At 54.1% G+C, this 22,818-nt stretch carries 23 protein-coding genes and 1 tRNA gene; 14 read left to right on the top strand and 10 right to left on the bottom strand.

The window, feature by feature from the left end; genetic code table 11:
• Positions 1-105 precede the first annotated feature (105 nt).
• Positions 106-1,641 (top strand): DEAD/DEAH box helicase, encoded by a 1,536-nt coding sequence (locus CF15_RS06260; RefSeq protein ID WP_070807836.1) that lies wholly within the window; start codon positions 106-108, stop codon positions 1,639-1,641.
• Between the two features lie 637 nt (positions 1,642-2,278).
• Positions 2,279-2,770 carry a CARDB domain-containing protein gene (locus tag CF15_RS08935; protein WP_168371318.1) on the top strand — a complete coding sequence of 164 codons (492 nt, stop codon included), beginning with the start codon at positions 2,279-2,281 and terminating at the stop codon, positions 2,768-2,770.
• Positions 2,771-2,845: 75 nt separating this feature from the next.
• On the opposite strand, the gene hjc is transcribed toward CF15_RS08935, so the two are convergent.
• Positions 2,846-3,304, bottom strand: coding sequence for a Holliday junction resolvase Hjc (gene hjc, locus CF15_RS06250; protein WP_058371019.1), 459 nt, complete (start codon positions 3,302-3,304; stop codon positions 2,846-2,848).
• A 39-nt stretch (positions 3,305-3,343) separates the two neighbouring features.
• On the bottom strand, positions 3,344-4,903 hold the full coding sequence (locus tag CF15_RS06245; protein ID WP_058371018.1) for a PINc/VapC family ATPase: 1,560 nt from the start codon (positions 4,901-4,903) through the stop codon (positions 3,344-3,346).
• A gap of 148 nt (positions 4,904-5,051) precedes the next feature.
• On the opposite strand from CF15_RS06245, the gene CF15_RS06240 reads away from it, so the two are divergent.
• The 3 genes from CF15_RS06240 to CF15_RS06230 all read left to right on the top strand — a co-directional run bounded on the left by CF15_RS06240 (position 5,052) and on the right by CF15_RS06230 (position 6,280).
• Positions 5,052-5,270: a helix-turn-helix domain-containing protein gene (locus CF15_RS06240; protein ID WP_168371317.1), complete on the top strand. Its 219-nt coding sequence runs from the start codon at positions 5,052-5,054 to the stop codon at positions 5,268-5,270.
• A 1-nt stretch (position 5,271) separates the two neighbouring features.
• A complete protein-coding gene (locus CF15_RS06235) occupies positions 5,272-5,601 on the top strand; it encodes a hypothetical protein (RefSeq protein ID WP_058371016.1) in 330 nt (109 codons plus the stop codon).
• Positions 5,602-5,761: 160 nt separating this feature from the next.
• Positions 5,762-6,280, top strand: a complete 519-nt coding sequence (locus CF15_RS06230) for a DUF2286 domain-containing protein (RefSeq protein ID WP_058371015.1) — start codon at positions 5,762-5,764, stop codon at positions 6,278-6,280.
• Between the two features lie 11 nt (positions 6,281-6,291).
• Here the strand turns inward: CF15_RS06230 and CF15_RS06225 are convergent, their stop codons facing one another.
• Positions 6,292-9,333: a DNA-directed DNA polymerase I gene (locus CF15_RS06225; protein ID WP_236698160.1), complete on the bottom strand. Its 3,042-nt coding sequence runs from the start codon at positions 9,331-9,333 to the stop codon at positions 6,292-6,294.
• 138 nt (positions 9,334-9,471) lie between these two features.
• On the opposite strand from CF15_RS06225, the gene CF15_RS06220 reads away from it, so the two are divergent.
• Positions 9,472-9,549: transfer RNA gene (locus tag CF15_RS06220), tRNA-Arg, on the top strand.
• A 131-nt stretch (positions 9,550-9,680) separates the two neighbouring features.
• Entirely contained in the window at positions 9,681-10,598 is a 918-nt protein-coding gene (locus CF15_RS06215; RefSeq protein ID WP_168371316.1) for a hypothetical protein, read from the top strand.
• A 75-nt stretch (positions 10,599-10,673) separates the two neighbouring features.
• On the opposite strand, the gene CF15_RS06210 is transcribed toward CF15_RS06215, so the two are convergent.
• Both CF15_RS06210 and CF15_RS06205 read right to left on the bottom strand, forming a co-directional pair.
• Positions 10,674-11,003: a hypothetical protein gene (locus CF15_RS06210; RefSeq protein WP_236698159.1), complete on the bottom strand. Its 330-nt coding sequence runs from the start codon at positions 11,001-11,003 to the stop codon at positions 10,674-10,676.
• 59 nt (positions 11,004-11,062) lie between these two features.
• Positions 11,063-11,353: a hypothetical protein gene (locus CF15_RS06205; protein WP_168371315.1), complete on the bottom strand. Its 291-nt coding sequence runs from the start codon at positions 11,351-11,353 to the stop codon at positions 11,063-11,065.
• Between the two features lie 349 nt (positions 11,354-11,702).
• Here CF15_RS06205 and CF15_RS06200 point away from each other — a divergent pair, with 349 nt between their 5' ends.
• The gene (locus CF15_RS06200; RefSeq protein ID WP_058371011.1) at positions 11,703-12,089 is read left to right on the top strand and encodes a hypothetical protein; all 387 of its coding nucleotides are present in this window, start codon (positions 11,703-11,705) and stop codon (positions 12,087-12,089) included.
• Entirely contained in the window at positions 12,055-12,681 is a 627-nt protein-coding gene (locus tag CF15_RS06195) for a MarC family protein (protein WP_236698158.1), read from the top strand. Before CF15_RS06200 ends, CF15_RS06195 begins: the two co-directional genes overlap by 35 nt.
• A 36-nt stretch (positions 12,682-12,717) precedes the next feature.
• Here CF15_RS06195 and ppsA read toward each other — a convergent pair whose 3' ends face one another.
• Both ppsA and CF15_RS06185 read right to left on the bottom strand, forming a co-directional pair.
• Positions 12,718-15,144 carry a phosphoenolpyruvate synthase gene (ppsA, locus tag CF15_RS06190; protein ID WP_058371010.1) on the bottom strand — a complete coding sequence of 809 codons (2,427 nt, stop codon included), beginning with the start codon at positions 15,142-15,144 and terminating at the stop codon, positions 12,718-12,720.
• Positions 15,145-15,328: 184 nt separating this feature from the next.
• On the bottom strand, positions 15,329-15,685 hold the full coding sequence (locus tag CF15_RS06185) for a hypothetical protein (protein WP_058371009.1): 357 nt from the start codon (positions 15,683-15,685) through the stop codon (positions 15,329-15,331).
• Positions 15,686-16,158: 473 nt separating this feature from the next.
• On the opposite strand from CF15_RS06185, the gene CF15_RS06180 reads away from it, so the two are divergent.
• Together CF15_RS06180 and CF15_RS06175 are read left to right on the top strand one after the other, a co-directional pair.
• A complete protein-coding gene (locus tag CF15_RS06180) occupies positions 16,159-17,319 on the top strand; it encodes an AAA family ATPase (RefSeq protein WP_058371008.1) in 1,161 nt (386 codons plus the stop codon).
• A gap of 3 nt (positions 17,320-17,322) precedes the next feature.
• Entirely contained in the window at positions 17,323-18,636 is a 1,314-nt protein-coding gene (locus CF15_RS06175; RefSeq protein WP_058371007.1) for a vWA domain-containing protein, read from the top strand.
• Here CF15_RS06175 and CF15_RS06170 read toward each other — a convergent pair.
• Positions 18,633-19,496 carry a TatD family hydrolase gene (locus tag CF15_RS06170; RefSeq protein ID WP_058371006.1) on the bottom strand — a complete coding sequence of 288 codons (864 nt, stop codon included), beginning with the start codon at positions 19,494-19,496 and terminating at the stop codon, positions 18,633-18,635. The two genes, CF15_RS06175 and CF15_RS06170, sit on opposite strands and share 4 nt — an antisense overlap.
• A 352-nt stretch (positions 19,497-19,848) precedes the next feature.
• Here CF15_RS06170 and CF15_RS06165 point away from each other — a divergent pair, with 352 nt between their 5' ends.
• Together CF15_RS06165 and lrs14 are read left to right on the top strand one after the other, a co-directional pair.
• Positions 19,849-20,391 carry a stage II sporulation protein M gene (locus CF15_RS06165; protein ID WP_083494535.1) on the top strand — a complete coding sequence of 181 codons (543 nt, stop codon included), beginning with the start codon at positions 19,849-19,851 and terminating at the stop codon, positions 20,389-20,391.
• 107 nt (positions 20,392-20,498) lie between these two features.
• Positions 20,499-20,900, top strand: coding sequence for an Lrs14 family HTH-type transcriptional regulator (lrs14, locus tag CF15_RS06160; RefSeq protein WP_058371004.1), 402 nt, complete (start codon positions 20,499-20,501; stop codon positions 20,898-20,900).
• A 104-nt stretch (positions 20,901-21,004) separates the two neighbouring features.
• On the opposite strand, the gene CF15_RS06155 is transcribed toward lrs14, so the two are convergent.
• Complete coding sequence (locus CF15_RS06155; RefSeq protein ID WP_236698202.1) at positions 21,005-21,304, bottom strand: ribbon-helix-helix domain-containing protein; 300 nt, start codon at positions 21,302-21,304, stop codon at positions 21,005-21,007.
• Between the two features lie 141 nt (positions 21,305-21,445).
• On the opposite strand from CF15_RS06155, the gene CF15_RS06150 reads away from it, so the two are divergent.
• Positions 21,446-22,192: a ZPR1 zinc finger domain-containing protein gene (locus CF15_RS06150; RefSeq protein WP_236698157.1), complete on the top strand. Its 747-nt coding sequence runs from the start codon at positions 21,446-21,448 to the stop codon at positions 22,190-22,192.
• A 2-nt stretch (positions 22,193-22,194) separates the two neighbouring features.
• Here the strand turns inward: CF15_RS06150 and hsp20 are convergent, their stop codons facing one another.
• Positions 22,195-22,734, bottom strand: coding sequence for an archaeal heat shock protein Hsp20 (hsp20, locus tag CF15_RS06145; RefSeq protein ID WP_058371002.1), 540 nt, complete (start codon positions 22,732-22,734; stop codon positions 22,195-22,197).
• Positions 22,735-22,818: the final 84 nt, after the last annotated feature.

Below are 22,818 nucleotides of genomic sequence, written 5' to 3'. Positions count from 1 at the left end.
GCTTCCGGGCCGCTATACCTGCGGTAGCGATGCGGTGGTAGTTTGTATCTGCGGTTCCGAATATGCCGATGGCTTGATAGAGAAGATTTCCGCCGAATAGCCAGCATGGCATCCTATCTAGGCAGACGTGATGGCTGTAGCTGGTTCGAGCTAACAACGGACATAAGTAATGTTGACAAACTAACAGATATTATTGACACCTTGAAGTCCTATGGCGCGGAGCTTGACAAAGACTCGCGCAGCGTTCTTGAAAAGCTCCTTGAAGAGTCAAGCATAGTTGAGATATATGCATCCCCCAAGGGATTCCTTCTACGATCAAAACGCCTCCTAACAGATTATCTTGCCGTATTTAGGGATAAAGGGGTCGTCAGATACTCTAGGGCTCTTAGAGGATTCGTAGTGAAGCCTTACGCGCTGCTTGATGTAATTGAGAGGCTACGGCATGAAGGCTTCAGTATACATGACCGTACAGGGCTTCTCGGGACAGGCAGCTACCCTATCTCGTTCAGGGGAAAACTGCGTGACTACCAGGAGGAGGCAGTAGATACTTGGATACGTAACGGGTATCGTGGAGTTATCGCGTTGCCCACTGGAGCCGGCAAAACGGTGGTAGCGCTGGCGGCCATGGCCAGGCTCTCTGTGCCTACACTCATAGTAGTTTACACCCGTGAGCAGCTCGTGGAGTGGATGGATAAGATAGAAAAGTTCACCTCCCTCTCCAAATCGTCTGTCGGTGCCTTCTACTCTGACGAGAAGAGCGTGAAGCCTGTTACTATCGCTACTTATCAGTCCGCCTTCCGTAACATCGGCTTGCTATTTGATAAGTTCTCTCTCCTCGTAGTTGATGAGGCTCACCACCTGCCTGCTGATAAGTTTAGGGCTATTGCAGAATCCGTGCTTGCACCCTATAGGCTTGGTTTATCGGCTACACCATACCGGGAGGATGGTAAACATGAGGAGCTTTTCCGGCTCGTAGGCGGAGTAGTCTATGAACGTTCTATCGAGGACCTCATGTCTGCTGGGTACATAGCATCATTCGAAATAATTCCCGTGCTTGTGGATCTTAGCCGGAAGGAGCTGGAGGAGTACAAGAGGCTCCGTAAGGACTACCTAGTACTAGCTAGGGGTAGGAGGGTAGAGGAACTCGTAAAGGCTGCGTCGATGGGCGACGAGTCGGCCCGTAAAGCTCTGCAGCTATTGGCTCGGATTAGGCGTATACTAGCACTGTCAAAGTCCAAGCTTGAGAAGGCTCGGAGCATTATAGAGGCTGAGTACATGAGAGGCTCGAAGATAATAGTATTTACGCAGTATGTTGACCAGGCCCAGGCTGTTGGAAAAGAGCTTGGAATCCCCGTGGTGACTGGAAAGACGGAGAAAAGCAAGAGGAAAATCATATTCGAGCTATTTAAGCATAATAGGTTAAAAGCGCTTGTACTCACAACTGTAGGGGATGAGGGTATAGATATACCTGATGCTAATGTAGGCGTGGTGCTCTCCGGCACTGCCTCAAGAAGACAGTTTATACAGAGGCTTGGAAGACTGCTCAGGCCGAAACCCGGCAAATCTGCAAAACTCTACTATATAGCAATACGAGGCACTCAAGAGGAGGCTACTCTAAGAAAGCTGCTACGCTCCCTCTGACCGCTAGTAGCATGTCGTAGTTCCAGCCTTGCCCGGCCTGCCAGGCTCTTGATCCATGGAGGCACGTAATGTACTAAAAGTGGAACGTTATCACCAGAATGCTGGAAGGAGGGACTACTCTATGAGTGATGGAGGTCTGCAACTATACGTTAGCGGCCAGGGTAACATGGATCTAGTGTATGAGAATAGCTTGCCCGAGGTCACGTTAGGGGGTTCCGGGCACCCAACTACCTACTCGACAACATTCGAGCATGGCATAAGATCCGCCACTGTGGACAAGGCGCTGCTCGAGGTTGGGGCAAGGAGCGCTACCATGGAGATACCCCGGTGGAAGGTGCTATTTAACGGTGTTGTAGTTACGAGAGAGTTTAAGCCGAGTATATGTGCCAGAATGGGGGATGGCTTTTTCTGTAAGCTGGTGTTCGATGTCACACCCATAGTCAACTCGAAGCGACGCAAGGATCACACTGTGGGCATCGAGTATATGGGTGTAAGAGAGTTTGTGGTAGACCATGTAGGTCTACTGCTCATGGGATCCTATGATACAGTCCGCTCGTTTTACCATTTCTGGAGCGGTGCGATATCACTCAAACCCGGCGATGTCATTGAGCTGAGCCTACCGGGGCGGCTCAGCGGTATGAAGGCTAGAATAGTGGCTTACATACCACACACGAGTGCGAGCCTTGTAGTTAGCACCGGTGAGGGTACTTCAACGATAAGCAAAAGCGTTGGTACAAACGAGTTTGCCCTGGATATAGGCGATGCAGTACAACTTAGGCTTGAGCATAAAGGCACCGGCGAGTACTATCCCAGGGAGCTGCTAGTGTCTTCGATACTCGTGTACCGCATCGAAGCACCGGAGCCTAGGATAGAAGCCAGCTACAGTGTTAGCGCTGATGCTTTAAAGCTCGAAGTGTCCAATGCCGGCGACGATAGGGCCGAGAATCTTGTCGTGACAGTATTCGCGGTAGGAAACGTGGTCGACAGGGCTGTGGTGGGCGAGCTGAAGCCAGGCGAGTCAAAGACGCTCAATCTAAGGCTGAAGCCAGGCTCTACGAACACAGTGCGTGTGATATGGAGGCATCGTGGCAAGCTTATGTTCAGGGATATAAGGCTTAGGCCTGACTAGGGCTCACCGGCCGCTAGGCATAGGTGCGTGATGAGTTACTCCCGGACGGATAAGCATGTGGGGGATGAAGATAACTTACCCAGCTGAGTCCTGGCCCCTCTTCATGAAGCTCTCCAGGCTAGTATTCGTAGCGTAGGTTACGAACTCTTCCAGGCTCATGGCCTTCTTGAGCACTTCCTCGTCTATCCTTATTCTCCCGGAGGAGGTCTCCTTGGCCACTCTTAGCGGTACTAGGCGCCAGCCCTGATGCGGCCTCTTAACTGCTATCAAGGGTGTGGCTCCTGCCCTGCGAGCAAACTCTAGGAGTTTCTGTATCTGCTCCTTCTCGATGTAGATGGGGGAGTTGTCACTGCGGTATTTAACCTCAAGCGCGAATATCTTGCCTTTAAACATGGCCACTATATCCGGGTACACGGCTTTCCTCACACGGGCGCCGCTAGCGGGTGCGCGCACGACAGCGAAGCCGCTGCCCCAGAGCTTCCTCACAAGCTCCCGCTCAGCTTCAAAACCCCTCCTCCGCCTAGTATCGCTCATTGCGTATCCGCCCGCTCCCTCTGAGGGATGGAGGGGCGGCTAGCCCGTCATATTGACCCTTATGGATACCCCGTACTTGTCCTCGAGCTTCTTTATCTTCTTCATCTTCTTCATGAGTGCCTTAGCCGCAACCCTCGGCACGTTAACAACTACTAGGTTGTCCTTCACCTCCACCTCGGCTCCAGGAAGCATACGCTCTATTAGCCTCTTTATCCTTTCTCCGAACGCTGAAAATGATACCTGTTTCACGGGCACTACTACGGTCTGCTCTCCGAATGTGTAGATCTCGTAGGCTAACTCGCCGGTGAGAGCATCACGAACCTCTACAACCGGTCTAGCAAGCTCTGCTTCCCGGAGCCCCGTGGGCAGCTTCACCGTCATACGGAGCTCGTATACGGTTTCCACGCGTCCCTTGTTTATGAATATCACAGTGTCTATTATGCTTGGGAGCATGCCTATATCTACTCTACGGATGAACCGCTGCACCGCGTCTATCGGCGTGGTAGCGTGAACTACTCCAATCATCCCAATGCCTGCTAGGCGTAGGTCTATGTAGAGGCGGAAGTCCTGGTCGTCGCGGAGCTCGTCGAAGACCGTGTAGTCGGGCCTGCTGAGGAGGAGTATATCATGGAGCTCTCCTATGTCAGCACAGTTCTTTGAGTATTGCGTTATGTCCGGAGGCAGTATCATGTCGCGTGGCGATTCTATTGTCTTAACCACCTTGCCTTTACGCGCATAGTACTCTGCAAGAGCTTGGGCGAAGGTTGTCTTGCCCATGCCCGGCGCCCCTGCTATTAGTATGCCCTCCGCTCTTTCGTCAAGCCGGCGCAGGAGCTTCGACGGCAAGTTGTAGTCCTCTATGTGGAGCTTCTTCACGGGCCTTACTGCCGTTATCTCCCAGCCCTCGCTTAGTGGCGGCCTAGTTATCACTATCCTGTAGCTGCCGAGCTGGATTATGGTTGAGCCTTCCCGGTCTATCTCTATGAACCCGTCCGGGCGGCGTTTAGCGGCTTCAACGGTCTCCTGGGCTATGGTTTCCACGTCCTCCCTGCTTAGCGGCTTAGCGGACAGGTCTACGAGGACCCAGTTGCCGGGGGTGCCCTTCTTTGCCCGGGGAGGACTCCCCTCTTTGAGATGGACGCTCATAGTGTTCTCGTCGAAGAATTCTTCAAGGCGTAGCTTCTCCTCCCCATGCGGCTGTATGTATATTACACTTACTCCTATTGCCTCGGCTACTAGCGCTTGTATGCGGTCGGCTGTGATGAGAGTTGCACCCGCCTCATAGGCATAGTCCCTTATGATGGCATCTATCGCGCCTATCCCAGCGCCTCTGATTTCCTGCAGGCTTGGCCTCTGGCCAGCCAGCTCGAGGTCTATGAGGCCCTTCTCGGCTAGCTCTCTTAGCCTGCGTATCTCCTCAAGGCCTGCGTAGCCAGTGGCCCTCCCCTTGTTGGCCTGGCTCTCAAGCTCGGCTATGACGGCTCTGTGGATTATTATCTTGCCCCTTATTTTTCCCTCACTAATGAGTTTTGAGACCACGCCCTCCACAATGACGCTTGTATCCGGCACATACACTGGCACATGCTCTAGAGTGTACACGGCCCCATGCAGCCCCCGCTATGATGCATAGTACCACCTGGAGAGGCTCTAAAGCTCTAATTCTCTCAGCAGAGAGGAGGCGTAGCCATTAGCTTCGGCTGCCTCCCAGAAGCGTAGCCGCAGGACCGCCGACGCTAATGGGGAGGAGATGCCGCGCGTGAGGATTGATGTTAGCAGGCTTGCGTCCACACTACTAACGCTAGGCTATATATATGTAACGGTTGACCAGCTGGCCTACATACTTGGAGTCTCCACACGGACCGCCGGCAGGATTCTGGCGGAGATGGCTAGGCGTGGGCTGGCCAGACGATGGAGCAGAAGAGCATATAAGCTTGAGCTTCCAAGCCGCTACGAGGTGAGCGGTTAAGGTGACTAAGCCCGTCAAGCTCGTGCTGGTGACAGCAGAACATCACCCGCAACACCGGCTATGGGTACAGCTATTAGAGGAGGTCGCCAAGGAGACGGGCCTAGAAAAGGAGATACGAATAGAGGACTACCTACTGCTCACAGAGCACGGCGATACCGATGATCTAGGCATGCCCTGGCTCCCACAGCTCCTAGTGCAGCTGGATGATGGCTCATTCCAGGTCCTGCTCTCCCGCCTACCTCTTGGAAAGGATCTAAACCCTGATATCGAGGAAGCTAAACACATAGTACTTAAAAACATTAGAGAGCTGCAAAACCCCCCAGAGCCTTAGCTATATGTTTTACTACTGCAACTAGTGTAACAGGGTGGAGCGCAGCCTATACCCATATTAGGACAAGACTAGAGGCTGAGCCAGGCCCTCGGAAACCCTAGCAATGCCGCTTCAGAGGTAGTATGCAGAAACACGGGCTAAACTCCAAGGGTGACAGGGCGTGAAAATCCTAGTAATAAGATCCGATGAGGGCAAGCTAACCCGCTCAGACGTAGTCGAAGGCGATTTTAATACAGTAGCGAAGGACATAGTAAGGAAAGCCCTGGAGGAGTGGCACCCTAGCGAAAGCGATCTAACAGCCCTACGGACCAAGTTTGAGCTAAGATACAAGCTCCCAATAGACCCCGACCTCTATGATAAGCTGGTAGAACTCAACCTAGAACTCATGAGGGAAGGTAACGAGCTTGTAGTTAATCTACCGGTACTGACCATAAGCTTCGATAATGCATGGCTCGAGGACGCATACCTTGACAGACGCATGTATGTGATATCCTACTACCTTGACGAGGCGGCAAAACGACAGCTAGAGGAGTACGCCATAGAGGCAACAAAAGAGCCCAAGAAGATGGGCGGGGAGGCACAGCTATCGCTTGGCGAAGAGGAGATCAAGCGACTCGAGGAAGGCTTGGAAGAGCTAGAGGAGAGGCCTAAGAAGAGGCGTAGAAGCCGGAAAAGATAGCTTTCTTCAAGCTAGCCCCGGCGGCTAAAGAAGGCCTCAAGCCTCGAGGAGCCTATTATCTCATCCCACGACATACTTATTGCAAGCAGTAGCTGTTCAAACACATTCCTCATGCTCTCCACATACTTCTCTACATCAACCTCCGGCAGTCTTGCGAGTTGGACCGGCTTAACACCCTCCTTGCCCTTCACTTTAACGAAGGATATGACATCACCTGGCAGCACCTGCACCCCCGCCCTTATGAGCTGCCGCGCAGCCTTCACATGCTGGGGCGTATTCTTGGTATAGGCCTCAACGGGCTTGTTTAAAGCCATCCTTATGGCTAGCTCGTCTAAGTTGAACTCCAGGTCGCGCAGGCCATGGTATACTTTGCGCAGCCTTTCACGTATAACTCTCCTCACCTTTATGAAGTCCTCAGGGCTCTTAACAGAGCCTATAACTGCTAGCATCTCGCTAAACTCCTTCTTGAGGAACTCCGGCGTATTACGCTTCTTAGCGACCATACCCTTGACATCGATGCTTCCATCCTCGTAGGCGCCTATATAGTTCTTCTTCAGGCCGCTAAATGTCACGAATTTATAGACCTTATCAACCTCAAGGTCTAGGCCAAAGTTCTTCTCTACATACTCTTGCAGCTCCCGCAGCTTATCCTCATCTGGATTCCATATGAATAGTGAGTCCGTATCGCCATAGAGCACGCGGAGCCCTAGTTCGCCAGCCTTCTGCAGCGTCTGCTTGATAGTATACCTGCCTATGGCTGTGACGCTCTCCGCTACCGGCGGCGCGTAGAACGGGAAGCTCTCGGCCCCGAAGACTCCATAGCTGGCATTTATATACACCTTCATGGCTGCCTGGACTGTATTATACCATGCTCTAACATCATCCGGCAGACTCTTATCCTTGGCCTTCTTCTTGTATATCTTGACTCGATAGTCCCTAAGCAGGCCAACTATCTGCGAGGTCAGGCCGGGTATGCTCATGCACACCTTATGCCCTACATCGGGAACCTCCACTAGCTTCGATTCGGGGCAGTATACGGGGTTTACGGTCTCGTAGCTTAGGTTCCACCTCTTTATTATACTGGGGTACAGGCTGGCGAAGTCAAGCACCACTATGTTGAAGTATATGCCGCTAGGCGGGTCAAGGACTAGCGCCCCCTGATACTTCTTACCCTTTATCAGGGCTTCAGAGCGGGTGGTGCCCTTAAGCCGTATTATCTCCTCCCTTGATGGTATTAGGTAGCCCCTCCTCCTATGCTCCCAGTAGAATAAGCTCTTCACCCAAGCTGAGACCTGGCTTCTCGTGACATCCTCCAGAGGCAGCTTGGAGATACGCATTAGCAGTATGATAAGGGACCATACCAGGTCGTTGTTGAACGTTGTTAGCCTAAGGGTTAGATCAGCGTCACGCACATTATACCTGACCAGCTCAAAGAATGGTAGGTCGCTTACAGTAGACTCGACCTCCACCTTGTGCTCCCCCAGCAACGCAGAGGCTATAGCATCAAGGGTGAACTCCTGGTAAGCGTTGCCGAAGGCATATGCCTGAACCGCCTTGGTGCTGAAGAACTTATAGAGGTCTATATGGAAGCCGTACTCCAATGTCACATAGTCGCTTCTAGCACGGAATGGTATGTACTCGCGTGGTATGCCTAGTTTTACTGCCCGGTTGTAGAGGTAGGGGAGGTCAAAGTTATCACCGTTGAAGGTGAGCAGCACCGGGTAGTTTGATATAAGCCGGAACGCCTCCAATATGAGTGCACGCTCATCGTCGAATATCTCTACGTGTAGATTCTCGGGTAATGGGCCACGCGGGGGATTCATAGGCACGCCCGGGCGCGCCAGCACATAGACCGCGCGCCACCCCTCGTCCGAGGACATAGCTACACTGATTACAGGGTAGCTGGCTGTGGAAGGGTCTGGTATACGGCCCTTGAAGGGAGTGAATACCTCGATGTCCACTGCAAGTCTACGAGGCTTAGGGGGAGGCTGCTCAAACAGGGAGAGCCATTTTACTGCCATCTCAATAGTGCTTTCATCCTCACCACTGAATATCTCGCGTATATGGCGCTCATCGTCCCCGCTAGCCTCTCCCCCCAGGAGGATTAGCCTGCCCTTCCCGACGCGGTACTTCATTCCAGGCACTAGCCCATAATCATATATATAGTTGTGGTGAAACTTTATATTGGCCTCCCAGGCGCGTGGAACCTTGTCACGGAGCACCCTCACCACATCGGGGGTCTTTACAACGATCTTAGTAACCTTCCTACGCTGCCAACGCAGGAGATCAAACTTCTCCACAACCTCAACATGGTCGAACCCCTTATGCCGCACCACCTCGTGAAGCTCCTGCAGCTTGTCCGGTGGTATATCGGTTAGAAAGTATGGCATGTAACCAGTCCTATCAAAGTAGACGTAGACAATGCCATTACGGTCGTCATATATCTTAGCCGCCGCAACACCCCTCTCCCCGTCATACATTGTTTGAAGCAGGAAACCCTCAACCCCATCACGCGCTTCCAGGGGTTTGCGCGTAAGCGGGAGAGCGGAAAGTCTCTCAAGGGCACCCCGTGAGCCCCCTAGCAGCGAACCCAGCTTCCCTGCCAGATCATCTCCATACCCCGCGGGGGGCGTAGAGCTCTGAGGCACCATAGTGCTCCATGCATGCTGCTCAGCCCAGGTTTCTGCATCCACGTTCACCACGGCCTTCTCTGTCGTTAGCCCTTGGTGCGTAGCAAGCTGCGGCTGAGCCTTCATGCCGCCAGTGAGATCAGCCCCCTCCCGATCATCGTCTCTTGGATGGCTAGACCCGCGTCTCCTAGATGAGGATATTTCCGATAACAGTTCGTAGAGGCTGTTATCGTATAGCCTCTCCACCCCGGCCCTCCTGGCCGTATTCCCCTCCCAGAGGGGCTTAGCACCATCCCTCTCGCTGCCCGTACCATCCCCGCTCTCGGTGGTTCGGCCCTTAGCCCTGCGGGCGCCGGTTACGCCACCAGCTAGGAACTCGAGTAGGTCGCGCTCCCCTCCACGCCTCTTTGAGCGCCTAACCACGCACCGCCCCCTATCCAGCTCCCACGTATCACCGTATAAGGTGGGTGACCTAAGCCGCGCGCAGAGTCCCTTAGAATTGCATGTAATGTTTAAAAGGAGCCTGGAGCGCCTTGAGCCTATGGATGGAGTGGCCCGGGCGGGCCCGTAGTCTAGCCAGGATAGGACGCCGGCCTGCGGAGCCGGTAGTCCGGGGTTCAAATCCCCGCGGGCCCGCCACAGCACATCCTCGCCGCTCATAACCTGCATGGATGACCGTCTTGGCTGGCTACCCAGACGCTGCCACGCTGCCCCCGTGGTGTACAGGCCGCAGACCATCCAGTACTCCTCTATCCCCCGGCGACATCCTAGTGGCTGGAGATGGGCGGGTACTCCTCTACGTACGCCGCCTCAACGCCGCAAAGATCCTGGTGGTCCCCAAGTATATCAGCGGCCCAGGACCCTGGAGACTGCCCCGCCTAACCAGCCTCAGACGAGTAATAGGCACATACTCTCCCCGTGGGGTGGCCTCGCTAAGCCATCTCACTGATAAGGAGCATCTCCCCTACTACGGCGTCGAAGCCCCCGTCTACGACATGGCCTCACACCGAGGGCTTGTATGCAGCCTACGCCCGCCGGTCGAGAATTACATTAACGAGCTGGATAAGATCTCTGGAGGCTACTGGTCGCTCCTTGCTGAGAGGCTGCCAGGGCTACTCGAGTGCGGCAAGCCTACGGGATCGCTGCTCACAGCATCAATAAGGGAATTCTCCGACATAGACGTGGTATACGTCATCGATAGTAGCTCCTGCATAAAAGCACTGGAAGAGCATCTGGAAAGCCGAGTCACGCCGCTCCCCAGAAGCCAGCTCGAAGAGTGGGCCCTGAGGGAGGCAAGGGCCCGGAGCCTCCCCGCGAGCACTGTTGCTAGGCTCTACCGCCCCTGGGCCCGGTTCATACTGGGAAGGAGAACAATCTCATTCTCAGCAGCTTCATGGAGGCTCCGCTGGAGAGAGGAGAGGAGAATCATCCATGTGACGGGAGGGCCCCTAGAGGTGAAGCTACGTCTCGAGCCTCTTAGCCCGGGACTAGCCGATTTCCCCGGTATAGCTGAGACTAGGGAAGGTATACAGCTAATTGTCTATGATGGCTTGTTCCTTCCGGCCCTATACGAGGGGGGAGTGTTCAGGGTGCGGGGGCTCGCTGCAACAATAACTCTCCCAGGGGGGGACGCCGAGGCTGTAGTGGTGGGGGTTAGGGAAGCGCTAACCTTCATAGAACCATTATAGAAGTGCAGTCCATGCCCCTGGCAACGCGGCCCGCTGGAGAGCTAATGAAAAACGTCAACAAGCCTATCAAGGCTGCTAGGTAGTTGCATGCTCTAGGCTTGACCGCAGTATCTCTACCGCGCGCTCCAGAGCCTTCTTCCTCTCCTCCTCGCTCCCCGCGGCCAGCGCATCCACAACCGCTGCGAAAAGGCGGTAGAGATTGGCTACCTCACCCCTAAGCTTGTCGGTTTTCTCCTCTAGGTCGGATATACGCGTATTCATAGTATCCATCAATACGTCTATGGTGTGAAGCAGCTCATCAAGCCCCTCCGCATGATGATGGTGGTGGTGCTCATGCTCGTGATGGGTCTCGGCGACCTCCTCAACCACCTTCTGCAGGTCTGCCTCCTTCTTAGGGAGAGTCATACGCATGCGCTTACCCATTATGCATCACCGCTGCCGAAGCGCTCCTCCTTCAGCAGGGTTTAACCCTCGTCCTCCTCCCCTTCAAATACCTCCTCCTCGAATTCATCGAATTCACCGGTGAGCACGAGATCTCTACTATACCTGCTGCCATTGGCCAGGTATAGGATGACCTTCTTGGCGCCCCGCGAGTCTATGCACTTGGTCTCGTACTGTACACCATTAACATCCTCGGCGATAATACGCCTCATACCAGGCGCGTCGCAGTCTTCGGCCCAGAACCTCTTAATGAGGCCGAGGGCTGCCATACCCTCCATATAGGCTACGTGAATACGCCTACGCTGCTCTGTCATGTACACCCCCTTCCCCGTAATCGGTATGCACAGGTATATCATTAAACTCTGCCGCCAAACCGGCCTCCGACTGGCGTCTAAGCCCCTCAGGCTATGCCGCAGCAATGCACTAGTGATATAATAATTGAGGCTAGAGCTATTAGCGAAGCAAGCATGTTAACAGAGCGCAGCGCCTCCGGCCTACCGCTGCGTGGAACAAGCATTCTCTGAGCGGCGGATGTAAGAGCGAGAAGTACAGTACCCGCGTATATTATAGCAAGTGCCGAGCCGCTGCACAAGGGGGGCCCAGCCTCCAGGCTGCCCCCACCCCGAGGGGTGCTTAACGACTTTAGCTAGCAGCCCCGGGGCGATGCCTTCCAGGGGCGGCAGCACCGTGGAGGGCAGCGATAAGCTCGCTGAGCTTGCCCTGCGCATGGCCAGAGCATTCAAATCCTTCCAGGGGTTTATCTACCAGCGGGGAATAGACGATCCGAGAGATGTACTAGCGGTAGCAAGGTCCAGCGGCATAGGCATGCTACTGAACAATATTGTCCTAAGCCAGGAGCATGGAATATACGCGCTGCTCCCGAACGATAGGGCCTGCAGGACCGAATGCACCTATGAAAGAGGCTGCAAGCCTAATGATAGCGAATGCATAAACAAGTGCATGAACGAGTGCAGGTCAAGGACTGTAGAAAGAATAGTGGAGGCGCTGGAAAAGTATGCCGGCTCCAGACGTGGGCATGGTAAGCCTTAACGCGCTTATCCGCTCTCTCCTGGTACTCTTCATAGCAATAGACCCGCTGGGGAATGCTCCACTATTCTACGGGCTCACCGCAACCCTGTCCGACGAGAGGCGCAGCACGATAATAAAGAAGAGCTGCGAGGTAGCAACACTGATACTCATAGCATTCGCGCTGGGCGGAGACATGCTGCTCTACTACTTCGGGCTATCGCTAGCAGACTTCCGCATCTCCGGCGGCATAATACTGCTCATCTACGGCATAGCTGGCATATTCGGCTGGACGGAGGCAACGATGCTCCAACGCCCAGAAGACGCCGAAACCATAGCCATAGTGCCCCTGGCGACGCCTCTGCTAGCAGGACCCGCTGCAATAGCTACCGTGCTATACGTCAAGGCCGTATACGGCATACTGTACGCGATCACCGCCATACTAGTCAACACCATTATAACCTTCATAACGCTCATAAACAGCGATAAGCTGATGAAGCTGCTTGGTAGCAATGGTGCAATAGCACTATCCAAGATTATGTCGATACTCCTAGCCGCAATAGCGGTTGCCATGATACGAGAAGGGATAATAGAAGCCATGAACGAGGCAGGGTAAGAGTTTAGCAGAAAAACACTCTTAGCTTGCTAAAGGCTAGAGCTCCATGCCCCCTTTAAGCTCACGGAGAGCTTTCTCTACCTCCTCAAGCCTGCGCATCATTAGGCGGCGCTCTATCGAAGCCACGAGACGCCTAGTGGGTATCACCGCGTCGGGATTCACGCTGATGCTATCAATACCGCTGGCAACGAGGAACTCAACAACCTCCGGGTAGACGCTCGGAGCCTGCCCACATATCGATACCGTACGGCCGTGGCGGTGGGCGGCGTCTATGAGCATTTTTATCGCCCTCAGCACAGCGGGGTCACGCTCGTCGAAGTAGCCCATACCAGCCAGCAGCTGCGAATCCCTGTCAACACCTAGCACAAGCTGGGTTAGATCGTTGCTGCCTATGCTGAATCCGTCCACAAGCTTCGAGAACTCGTCGGCAAGCAGTACTACGCTAGGCACCTCAGCCATTATCCATACTTTGAAGTCCTTACCCCGCTGAAGCCCCTCGTCAGCCATTATCTCGAGGACCTTCTCAACCTCCCACGTGGTCCTCACGAAGGGCAGCATCACCCATACGTTCTTCAGGCCCATCTCGTCGCGAACCTTCTTTATCGCCCTTACCTCGAGGCGGAAAGCCTTCTCGTAGGCAGGGTGGATGTACCTAGAGACGCCGCGCCAGCCCAGCATTGGGTTGCGCTCTTCAGGCTCGTACTTCTCGCCGCCCTTGAGCCCGCGGTACTCGTTGGTCTTGAAGTCGCTGAACCTCACAACAACAGGCCGCGGGTATATCGCGCTAGCAACCTTAGCTATACCCTCTGCGAGCCTGTCTACAAAGAAGTCGGCCTTACCGGTCTCTATGAGGTAGAGCGGGTGATAGCCTATCCAGTCGGTGAGTATGAACTCTATCCTCATCAGCCCAATGCCGTCGAACGGGAGGTGCACATACTTGTCTATAACGTCGGGCTCGCCGAGGTTCATGTATATCTTGGTGCCCGTGACGGGGTAGAGATTGCGGAGGGTCTCAGGGTCTATGGCTGCAGCGGCTGCGGCGGCCTCCTCCCCTGCCTTGCTCCTGGATATCTCGACTCTCCCCTCGTAGACCACGCCGCGGCTGCCATCAACCGTTACCAGGGTGCCCGTCTTAATGACCTTTGTAGCGTTTCCTGTGCCGACCACAGCGGGTATACCGAGCTCGCGGGAGACTATGGCGGCGTGGCTCGTCATACCGCCCTCGTCGGTGACTATGGCGGCCGCCTTCTTCATCAAAGGAACCCAGTCGGGATCGGTCATCCTGGTTACCAGTACGTCGCCTTCACGGAATTCCTGCGCTTCAGGGCTATGGGGGTCAAGGATTACCCTGGCTACGCCAGTAGCTACGCCAGGGCTTGCAGGGAGGCCGCGGACCAGTACCCTGCCGCCGGTCTCCTCTGCCGCCTTAGCCTCGGCCTCCCTCGCTTCGCCGGCTTCGGCCTTTCTCCTGCTCCAGACCGTCTCGTATCTAGCCTGTACTATGAATATGTTGTTGGGAGGCTGAATATCCTTATCGATGGCCCACTCAATATCCATTGGGTGATTGTAGTGCTTCTCTATCATTAGCCCATACCTGGCCAGGGCCTTTACCTCGTCATCGCTCAGGCTAGGCTCGGTTGCCTTATCCTCGGGGAGCTTTACCTCAACCGTCCCGCCGGTCTCCGGGTCATAGGTTATCATTATCTCCTTGCGGCTTATCTTCTTATCAACTATCTCCAGGGTCTTCTTGTCTACAACGAACTCGTCCGGCGTCACCTTACCCGCCACGACAGCCTCGCCCAGACCCCAGCTTGACTCTATGACGATAACGCTAGTATCTCCCGTGACCGGGTGAAGCGTGAACATGACACCCGCGGAGCGGGCGTTAACCATCTTCTGGACTACAACGGCCATAGCAGTCTTGAAATGGTCTATCCCATGCTGTGCCCTGTAGAATATGGCGCGGGCAGTGAAGAGGCTAGCCCAGCAGGCCTTAACCTTCTCAACAACCTGGTTGGCACCCTTAACGTTTAGATAGGTGTCCTGCTGCCCTGCGAAGCTGGCCTCCGGAAGATCCTCTGCGGAAGCGCTGCTCCTAACAGCGACGAGAGGCTCCTCGATACCGACGCGCTTGCCCAGCTCGATGTAATAGCTCTTCACAACCTCTGCTATCTCTCTTGGCATCTCAGCAGCCATTATCATCTCTCTTATCTTCCTGCTAGCCTCCTCAAGGGCTCTGGTATCGTTCACATCAAGGTTCTCGAGAATGCTCTTAATCTTATCCCGGAGCCCGGTGCTCTCGATGAATTTCTTGTATGCTTCAGTCGTGACAACAAAGCCGGGCGGGACAGGGACACCGGCCGAGACGAGCTCGCCGAGGTTTGCACCCTTGCCACCAGCAAGCTCAACATCGTTAGCACGTAGCTCCTCGATCCATACAACGAGAGGCCTCTGCCCGGCCAAGACCCCATCCCGGGGCCTCCTCTAGCGGGAGATCCACAATATAAGCATTCAAACAAGGGATAACAGTAGCAAAAACTCAGAGCCATAATCGTTTATAATGACTAATCATTCTGTTGCGGTTAACTGGGGAGCCCCAGGACAATCAGTCGCAAGGCATCTAGTTACAATGCAAGGACGGGAATGGTCAATCTTGCTTCTCGGAGTGGCGACGGAGGCCTATGCGATACTCCCTGTCGCCTACAGCAATTATCGCGTAGACCTCATCTAGATCCTCTACGGGGCCAAAGTATATCTCAACGCTCGACCCAGGGGCAACTCTCCTGCCAAGCGTTATGCGCTCTGTTATTTCCCTCCGGATGGTTTTCGCCTCAACCTCGCCGGAAAGATGCTCGCTTTTCAACACCCTTACACTATACTTTACCTCAACAGCTTTGAGGTCCAAGCCCTCCTTGCAGCCGTTAACAACTACTATATAGGGTCCCTCCACCCTGTAGTACATGCACTCGGCCAACTGCTCAACAATGTCTCCAGACTGGGTCATGTACTCCACCCCATTATACTGAGGGGAGAGCTCCTATATTTAACCTGGAGGCTGCGACATTGACGGTCAGAACCGGTGGAGGCCACTCATCGCCCCTAGGCTGCGGGGCTTGTAGACGTGCAATCTTCTTCATCCCGTATGTGAGCCACAGCATAACCCAGCCTAATAAGGAGGAAGCCCGGGCCACTGGCCGGCCGGGGAGTGATGATAAACCCCGTCTCGCGAGCCCCTCCGGCGGTGAAGAGTGCACCGGTTACTGACCCTCTTCAATAAAATCATGCACCCTGGCCGGCTGGCTACGTGTCTTAGAGGGCGGCTGGCATCGGCAGAGCAACTCCTCGTCACCATGTCAGCTGAAAACCGGGCTCATCCCAGCCAGCCGCCCTGGGGGAGGGGGGCCCCACGCTATGGGGGAGCGGTAAATATTTTCCCTATGAATGAGAAAGAGGTGTCTACTCTCGGGCAGTGCTAGTTTGACCGGCAATACGGACTCGTCACGGGTATCAACTCTGCTTAACCGTGTACACCAGTTCTATACGTCGCTAGCGGAGCCCTTCGTGGGGAGGGAGGAGGAGGCTAGAGTTATCACACTAGCCATTATAGCCAGAGAGCACACAGTACTTATCGGGGAGCCTGGCACAGCAAAGTCAGCCATGGCCAGGCGCAGCGCCGAGCTAATAAACGCCAAGTTCTTCAAGTACCTGCTAACCAAGTATACGGAGCCGAGCGAGCTCTTCGGCCCCCTAGATCTTAACGCCCTCAAGGAAGGCAGGTATGTCAGGATAACTAAGGGTAAGATGCCGGAGGCCGAGATTGTATTCCTAGACGAGGTCTTCAACGCCAACTCGGCAGTGCTTAATGCGCTACTAAGCATAATGCAGGAGCGTATATGGTACGACGGCTACACCGAGATCAAGGTCCCCCTCTGGACTCTGATAGGCGCCACTAACCGTGTACCGGAGGAGCCCGAGCTCGAGGCTATATATGACAGGTTCCTATTAAGACAGTACGCCAGGCCGCTCCCGGAGAACAGGTGGGGCGAGCTGCTAGAGGCCGGGTGGAGAATAGAGTCCGGTAAAATGCCTCCCGCGAAGCCGGTACTAGACATGACCACTCTCACTGAAGTACATAAGCTCGTGTTTAATGTCGACATATCAGGCATCAAGCCAAAGCTGCTACGCCTATTCGCAGTGCTGGAGGAGAGAGGGCTCCACCTCACTGATAGACGTAAGGCAAAGTCACTTAAGATAATCGCCGCTAATGCCCTGCTCGAGGGCAGGATGAAGGCAGAGGAGCGTGACCTCATAGTACTGAAGTACATAGCTCCAAAGGACATAGAGGACTTTGACAAGGTCAATATCGTGCTCTCCGAGGAGCTACGCATGCCCGAGCGCTTCATAAAGGAGCTCAACGACATCAAGGCCAACGTGAAGGAGGCAGGCAGGCTAGTAGACTCCATGAGAAGCTATGACCCGCGTCTTGTCGATCTCTTCCGCAGCCTCAAGATAGCCAAGAGCAGAATACTTAACATACTCAAGGAGACCGATGACGAGCGTGTCAGAGCGCTCGCAAACGAGACCCTTCACGAGATAGATGAACTCCTTGAGAAAATCTCATATAAGCTGGGGATGTAGGCCATGAGCATACTCAGGGGCGTTAAGTATGATGACCCCCCCGTGAGGTATCGGGGGGAGCGCATAATATCTCTACTGCATAAGCTCCTACCCGAGCCCATTAAGACTCCAGACTACCTCAATGTGGACCTGGCGATAACAGTATACTACTCTCTCTTCCTGCCCTACCCCCTGCTAGAGAGGCCCAGCAACGCCGATGAGAGGGAACTGCTACATTACGCTATAGTGTCCAAGATGCTCTCCTCCCCGAAGATATCTGAGGTAAAGAAGCACACCATAGCGGACACAACCACTAGCATGGTAGCCTCCGCAGTGTTCCTCGAATCGCTAGCCCAGAGGCTCAATAGGATGCCGAGGCCTCAGGGCGGTGACGCATCATCAGAGGAAAGCCGGGGAGCGGAGGAGGCCACGCAGGAGACTAGCAAGCTTGAGAAGGCGGTTGAGAAGGCGCTGGACTCTGCACAGGAGGCTGCGAGGCAGGCTAAGGAGATAACCAATCTGGCAATGAAGTTCGCCGCCGGGAACGCGTCCATGCTGAGCCTCGACGAGGTTATAAAAGATGTTATAAACCTAGCCCGCAATACCGATATAAACATGCTCCTCGAGGCCCTAAAGACTATTGAAAGTACGAAGTCCTACATAAAGTCAAAGAAGCTGCCGAGCCCGCGTGGCGAGCTTGACGGCTACGAGCTGGGCGACAACATAGAAAGGGTTGTTGCCAGCGAGCTTGCTCTGCCCCAGGAACTATTCCTGGTTAAGCTTGCTGAGCGCAACCTGCTACTCTACAAGAAGGTCGTAAACGAGGACTATGGAAAGTTCTATGTACTGCTTGATAAGAGCGGCAGCATGATGGGCATGAAGATTATCTGGGCTAAGGCCGTGGCTCTGGCGCTTGCCCAGAGGGCTGTGAGGGAGCGGCGGGAATTCTACCTGAGGTTCTTCGATAGCATACCATACCCGCCATTCCACATATCCAAGAGAATCCATGGGAGAGATGTGGTAAAGCTACTCGAGTATATAGCAAAGATTAGGGCTAACGGTGGTACCGATATAACCAGAGCTATACTTACGGCTGTAAACGATATAATGACGCGCAGTGCTGCATCAAGGGTATCCGACATAATACTGATAACGGATGGCGAAGACCGCGTGGCCATAGAGACTGTTAGGCGTGCCCTGGCTAGAGCTAATGCCAGGCTACACACCGTGATGATATACGGCAATAACCCTGATCTCAGGGCGCTCTCCGACAGCTACATGATAGCCACTAAGCTGGATAAGGAAGAGGCCCTCAAGGTGGTTATGGCGGGGAGCTAGGGCGGCTCCGCCCTATAGAATTTCACCACGTTATCCACGTTTACCCTGTAGAGTTTCTCCTCGTCCACAACTCCCTCTCTCAGCAGCTCCAGCTGCCTATCAATGATCTCCCAGGGGCATGAGGATACGCAGGGCCTCTTCGGGTCATCTATATAGTCTGACTCTATCATTATATAGTCTGTGTTGGCCTCGGTAAACGCCCTTCTCATGGCCTCCTTCTTGCCCGGTATTGTAGCCCAGAAGCCCTTCTCACCGGCGCGCTTAGCAACGCGGGTTGAGGCGTGGTGGAAGAGGACCCTACTCCTAGGAGCCGACGCCAGCTCGACAAGCTTCTCCGTCGTGTCCACGGTCACGGGGCCTGCATTCTCGAGGTGCAGGTGGACCAGGCAGTCATAGTCACGGGCGTGCTCCAATGCTCTAGTAGTTACCGTGGCTGCTATAGCCAGTCTCTCCGGCATCGTCTTGTAGTGCTGCCTCCCGACCTCGCCTATCCCATCGAGCATACCGCTTCTACACAGCTGGGCCATGTGGTCCACAACGCGCAGGCCCAGGCTGAGAACCTCCTCCGGCTTCATACCCGCTGATACCAGCCGGTCTACCTCGGCCGGATGGAACCCCGCCAGGCATGCAACCCGCAGACCCGCCTCACGAGCCCTCCTACATTCGGTCAGGAACCTCTCGAGAGCCTTGAAGTACATCTCTATTCCTGGAGGGGCGTCTACCCCGTAGTGCCAGGGAGGGAGCATTACAAGGGCCATGAACCAGCCGCCCTTCTCCCGGAATCTCCTGGCTATCTCAGCTGCTCCCAGGCCAGTGGGACTACTATGGGCGTGAGCATCCGCGAACAAGAGCTTCACCATACCGGGCACCTCCTAGAGCATTGCAGCAGGGGCGCCCCGGAGTTATAGAGAGGGCTACGCAAGCCCAAGGGTCGGTGTAGGACCACTCTATCATCCCCCGGAACTTAGACCCCCGGGGCTCCGGGGTAGGGGCGTCCTCATCCCCGAAGAAGCATACCGGGCGGGTATAAACGGTGGAATGTCAGCCCTCACACGGCTCCTCACCGGGCCCGCAGAGACGCGGGAGCCTCAGGCCGGAATCGTTCATCACGTAGCCTCTTCCAGGAGCACTGGAAGAGCATTGGGCAGAATATAATCTAAGGCTGAGCCTTTCTCCGACTAGGCTCGAGGCCGCGCTTCCGGGGGCAAGAGATTGGCAAGAGACTCCTGGAGCTCGACTATTAAATCAGCGTTTCTCTTCACATTGCTAGTGTTCAACGGGAGCATAGCACTGGGCTTCAGGTTCCCCAGTACATCCATGCTACAGGACATTGAGAAGAGCTTCCAGAGCATAGAAGCACTCCCACTATTTCATAAATATGTCGCGATAGCTCTAAACAACATAGTGTTGGCCCTACTTCTGGCTGCCGCATCCATAGCAGTACTGCCTGGACTAGCGCTACTGGCGTATAACGGCTACATAATAGGTGCCTTGGCCAGGGTCTGGGTGGAGAGCGGCCAGCCAGTAGAAGGCTTTCTCATAAGTATACTGCCCCATGGCATATTCGAGCTTACAGCCATGCTCTATGCATCCTCCATAGGGTTGAGCCTCGCCGCTACGTACCTCTCCGGCGGCCTTAGCCGGGACAGCCTGCGGAGAGCACTGGCTAGCCTAGCCATTGTAGTCTATCTGCTCCTCATTGCCGCTGCAGTAGAAGTTACCCTAACACCTTACCTGGCTTCACACTATGGCTAGGATGCCTGGCACGTCTATTACCCTAAAACTTTGAAAAAAGAATAAATATATCTTTCATGTACTTACTCTCTACGCAATAGTGTAGTAGGGCTGTGGGGCTCTGGGCCATGGCAAACCTTATTGAGATGAAGCTCAAGCTGCCTACTGGGCGTGAAGCTGCTCTCGTAGAGGGTCTACGCTTCTGCTATGATCTCAGCGAGACCGATGCGCTGATTCTCTTCGAGCTGCTGAAGGGCGGTCAGTACACTGTAGATGACCTTACCAAGAAGCTTGGACTTAGTAAGGCTACCGTCAATAGGAGCCTAGCCAAGCTTATGGAGGCTGGCTTCGTCTCGAGATCCCGGGAAAAGCGTGCAGGCGTAGGGAGACCCCGATACAAATACTACATAGAAGACCCCGAGAAAGTAATAAATAAGATAATTGACGACTTTGACAAGTGTTCTCAATCCTTCAGGGAAGCCCTAACCGAGTTGCTTAGATCTATAAGAGCCCAGAGAGGCCAGAAGTAGTCGAATAGCCGAGAAGAGGGTGAGGGTGCCAGGGGTACCCCGGCATAGTACATCCTCGCGACAATACGTCGATAAAGATAAAATAAAATGCCGGCTAAGCAGGTCTAGTCGCTATCTGCCTCATCGCTCAAAATGGGTTCATTCATATCTTTGTTTCCAACTATAGCCGTTGACACCGATGATTTAAGGGTCTGGCTTGACGCCACGACTTGCATGTAGTAGAGTATCGCCTCTCTTATGAATTCGCTCCTGCTTGTGTAGCCTAGAGAGCGCCAAAGCCTATCCATCTCCTCAATTATATCCACCTCAAGTTTTACTGAGACCACTTTCTTTGGCGGTGATACTGGTACCTCAAACACGTTGCCGGTCTCAATTCTCTGTTCAATTCTCTGTTTAGAAGCCATCACAGCAGCACCAGGGTCCTACAGCTCTCCACGCGTCTGTGAAGGAAGCTTGGCTACACTAATAACAGAGTGTTTTCGATTATACTACATAACATGCCATGGTATACCCGCCTATGTGCTTAATTAACTCAACTTAACAAGGTGCCTAGTAGTACCGGAGAGGGGCTGGAACGGAGGTATACGCTGCTCTTCAACCCTGTGCCCAGCCAGCTCAAGTACCCCCTCCCCCGGATAGCCTCCAGTAGAGAGGGCGCTGCCATGGATAGCAAACCGGAAAAACCGGAGAGCAGGGAGCCGGTAAAGGTGAATGAAGCTGTTATCCAGTGCCCAGTGTGTGGGAAGCATACTCTCCGCGTAGAGGATTATTTATACGAGATACCTATGATTGGCAAGGTTATACTCACCACAGGGAAGTGTAGCAACTGCGGCTATCGATTTAATGACGTGCGGCTAGCCGAGGCCCAAGAGCCTAGAAAGATACTCCTTAACGTGGAGAAGGCAGAAGACCTTAATGCGCTTGTTGTAAGGGCCTCCTCCGCCTCAATACTGATACCGGAGCTCGGGATGAGCATGACTCCGGGCCCCGCGTCGGAGGGGTTCATAACGACTGTTGAGGGTGTGCTAGAGCGTTTCCTAGAGGCCCTCACGGCTGCATGCTCGAGCCCCGACGCTGATAAAGAGGCCTGCGAGAAAGCTAAGAGGCTGATAGAGGACGCTAAGGAGGGGAAGCTGAAGTTCACTCTCGTACTCGTAGACCCGGAGGGTGTGAGCACCATAGTGTCTAGCAAGGCTAGGGTCGAGCCCGTCAGCAAGAAGGAACTTGAGGAGCTTGGCTACATAGTGACGAATGCTCCAGGCGAAGAGAGCAGTGAGAGTGGTAAAAACTAGCTTTACTCAACCCTTATCTTTATACCGCCCTTTTCCTCCTCCTCTTCTTTCCTCTCTTTCTCGATGACTACCTCAAGGACGCCGTTCTTATACTTGGCCTTGGCGGTCTCGGGCTTTATGTCGGGGGGTAGCTCTATCTCCTTGTAGTACTTCCTATCCTTATCCTCCGCCTTTATTATTAGCTTCCCGTCCTTAACCCGGACGTCTATCTTGTCCTTGTCCACGCCTGGCATCTCAGCTACAACCACTACCCTATCCTTCTCATCTATCACGTCGACGAGCGGTTCTCGGCGCTCTTCGACTATCGCTCTGCGGCCACGCCTCTTCACGTTGCCAAACTCCTCTATTATCGGCCTGCCATCAGGCCCTATTGTTATCCTCACGCCGTAGATCAGTGGCCCCCTCACTTCTTCGCCGGGGTATCCGAGGGCTCTGGCCCCTATATTCTCCATCATACTCATCGCTAGCCTTTCCATCTCCCTTATCATGTCCTCTATCTCATCGAATATATCACTGAACCTGCGCCTCCATATGAAGGACATGCCCTATCCCTCCATACTACATTAAGAAGGGCCGCAAGGGTCCTATTAAGGCTCTTGGTAGGACTATAGTGCTGCATAAAAAGG

Origin of the sequence: Pyrodictium occultum, assembly GCF_001462395.1 — an archaeon.
GTDB classification, from domain to species: Archaea; Thermoproteota; Thermoprotei_A; order Sulfolobales; family Pyrodictiaceae; genus Pyrodictium; species Pyrodictium occultum.
Note: the sequence above shows the minus strand (reverse complement) of the source record. Positions and strands in the feature narration are given on the sequence as shown.

Bases quoted from the DNA above. Each gene is read 5' to 3' on its own strand.
- CF15_RS06260 (WP_070807836.1), top strand. From the start codon at position 106: ATGGCATCCTATCTAGGCAGACGTGATGGCTGTAGCTGGTTCGAGCTA.
- CF15_RS08935 (WP_168371318.1), top strand. From the start codon at position 2,279: ATGAAGGCTAGAATAGTGGCTTACATACCACACACGAGTGCGAGCCTT.
- hjc (WP_058371019.1), bottom strand. From the start codon at position 3,304: ATGAGCGATACTAGGCGGAGGAGGGGTTTTGAAGCTGAGCGGGAGCTT.
- CF15_RS06240 (WP_168371317.1), top strand. From the start codon at position 5,052: ATGCCGCGCGTGAGGATTGATGTTAGCAGGCTTGCGTCCACACTACTA.
- CF15_RS06210 (WP_236698159.1), bottom strand. From the start codon at position 11,003: ATGACTCTCCCTAAGAAGGAGGCAGACCTGCAGAAGGTGGTTGAGGAG.
- CF15_RS06205 (WP_168371315.1), bottom strand. From the start codon at position 11,353: ATGACAGAGCAGCGTAGGCGTATTCACGTAGCCTATATGGAGGGTATG.
- CF15_RS06200 (WP_058371011.1), top strand. From the start codon at position 11,703: ATGCCTTCCAGGGGCGGCAGCACCGTGGAGGGCAGCGATAAGCTCGCT.
- CF15_RS06195 (WP_236698158.1), top strand. From the start codon at position 12,055: ATGCCGGCTCCAGACGTGGGCATGGTAAGCCTTAACGCGCTTATCCGC.
- CF15_RS06185 (WP_058371009.1), bottom strand. From the start codon at position 15,685: ATGACCCAGTCTGGAGACATTGTTGAGCAGTTGGCCGAGTGCATGTAC.
- CF15_RS06175 (WP_058371007.1), top strand. From the start codon at position 17,323: ATGAGCATACTCAGGGGCGTTAAGTATGATGACCCCCCCGTGAGGTAT.
- CF15_RS06170 (WP_058371006.1), bottom strand. From the start codon at position 19,496: ATGGTGAAGCTCTTGTTCGCGGATGCTCACGCCCATAGTAGTCCCACT.
- lrs14 (WP_058371004.1), top strand. From the start codon at position 20,499: ATGGCAAACCTTATTGAGATGAAGCTCAAGCTGCCTACTGGGCGTGAA.
- CF15_RS06155 (WP_236698202.1), bottom strand. From the start codon at position 21,304: ATGGCTTCTAAACAGAGAATTGAACAGAGAATTGAGACCGGCAACGTG.
- hsp20 (WP_058371002.1), bottom strand. From the start codon at position 22,734: ATGTCCTTCATATGGAGGCGCAGGTTCAGTGATATATTCGATGAGATA.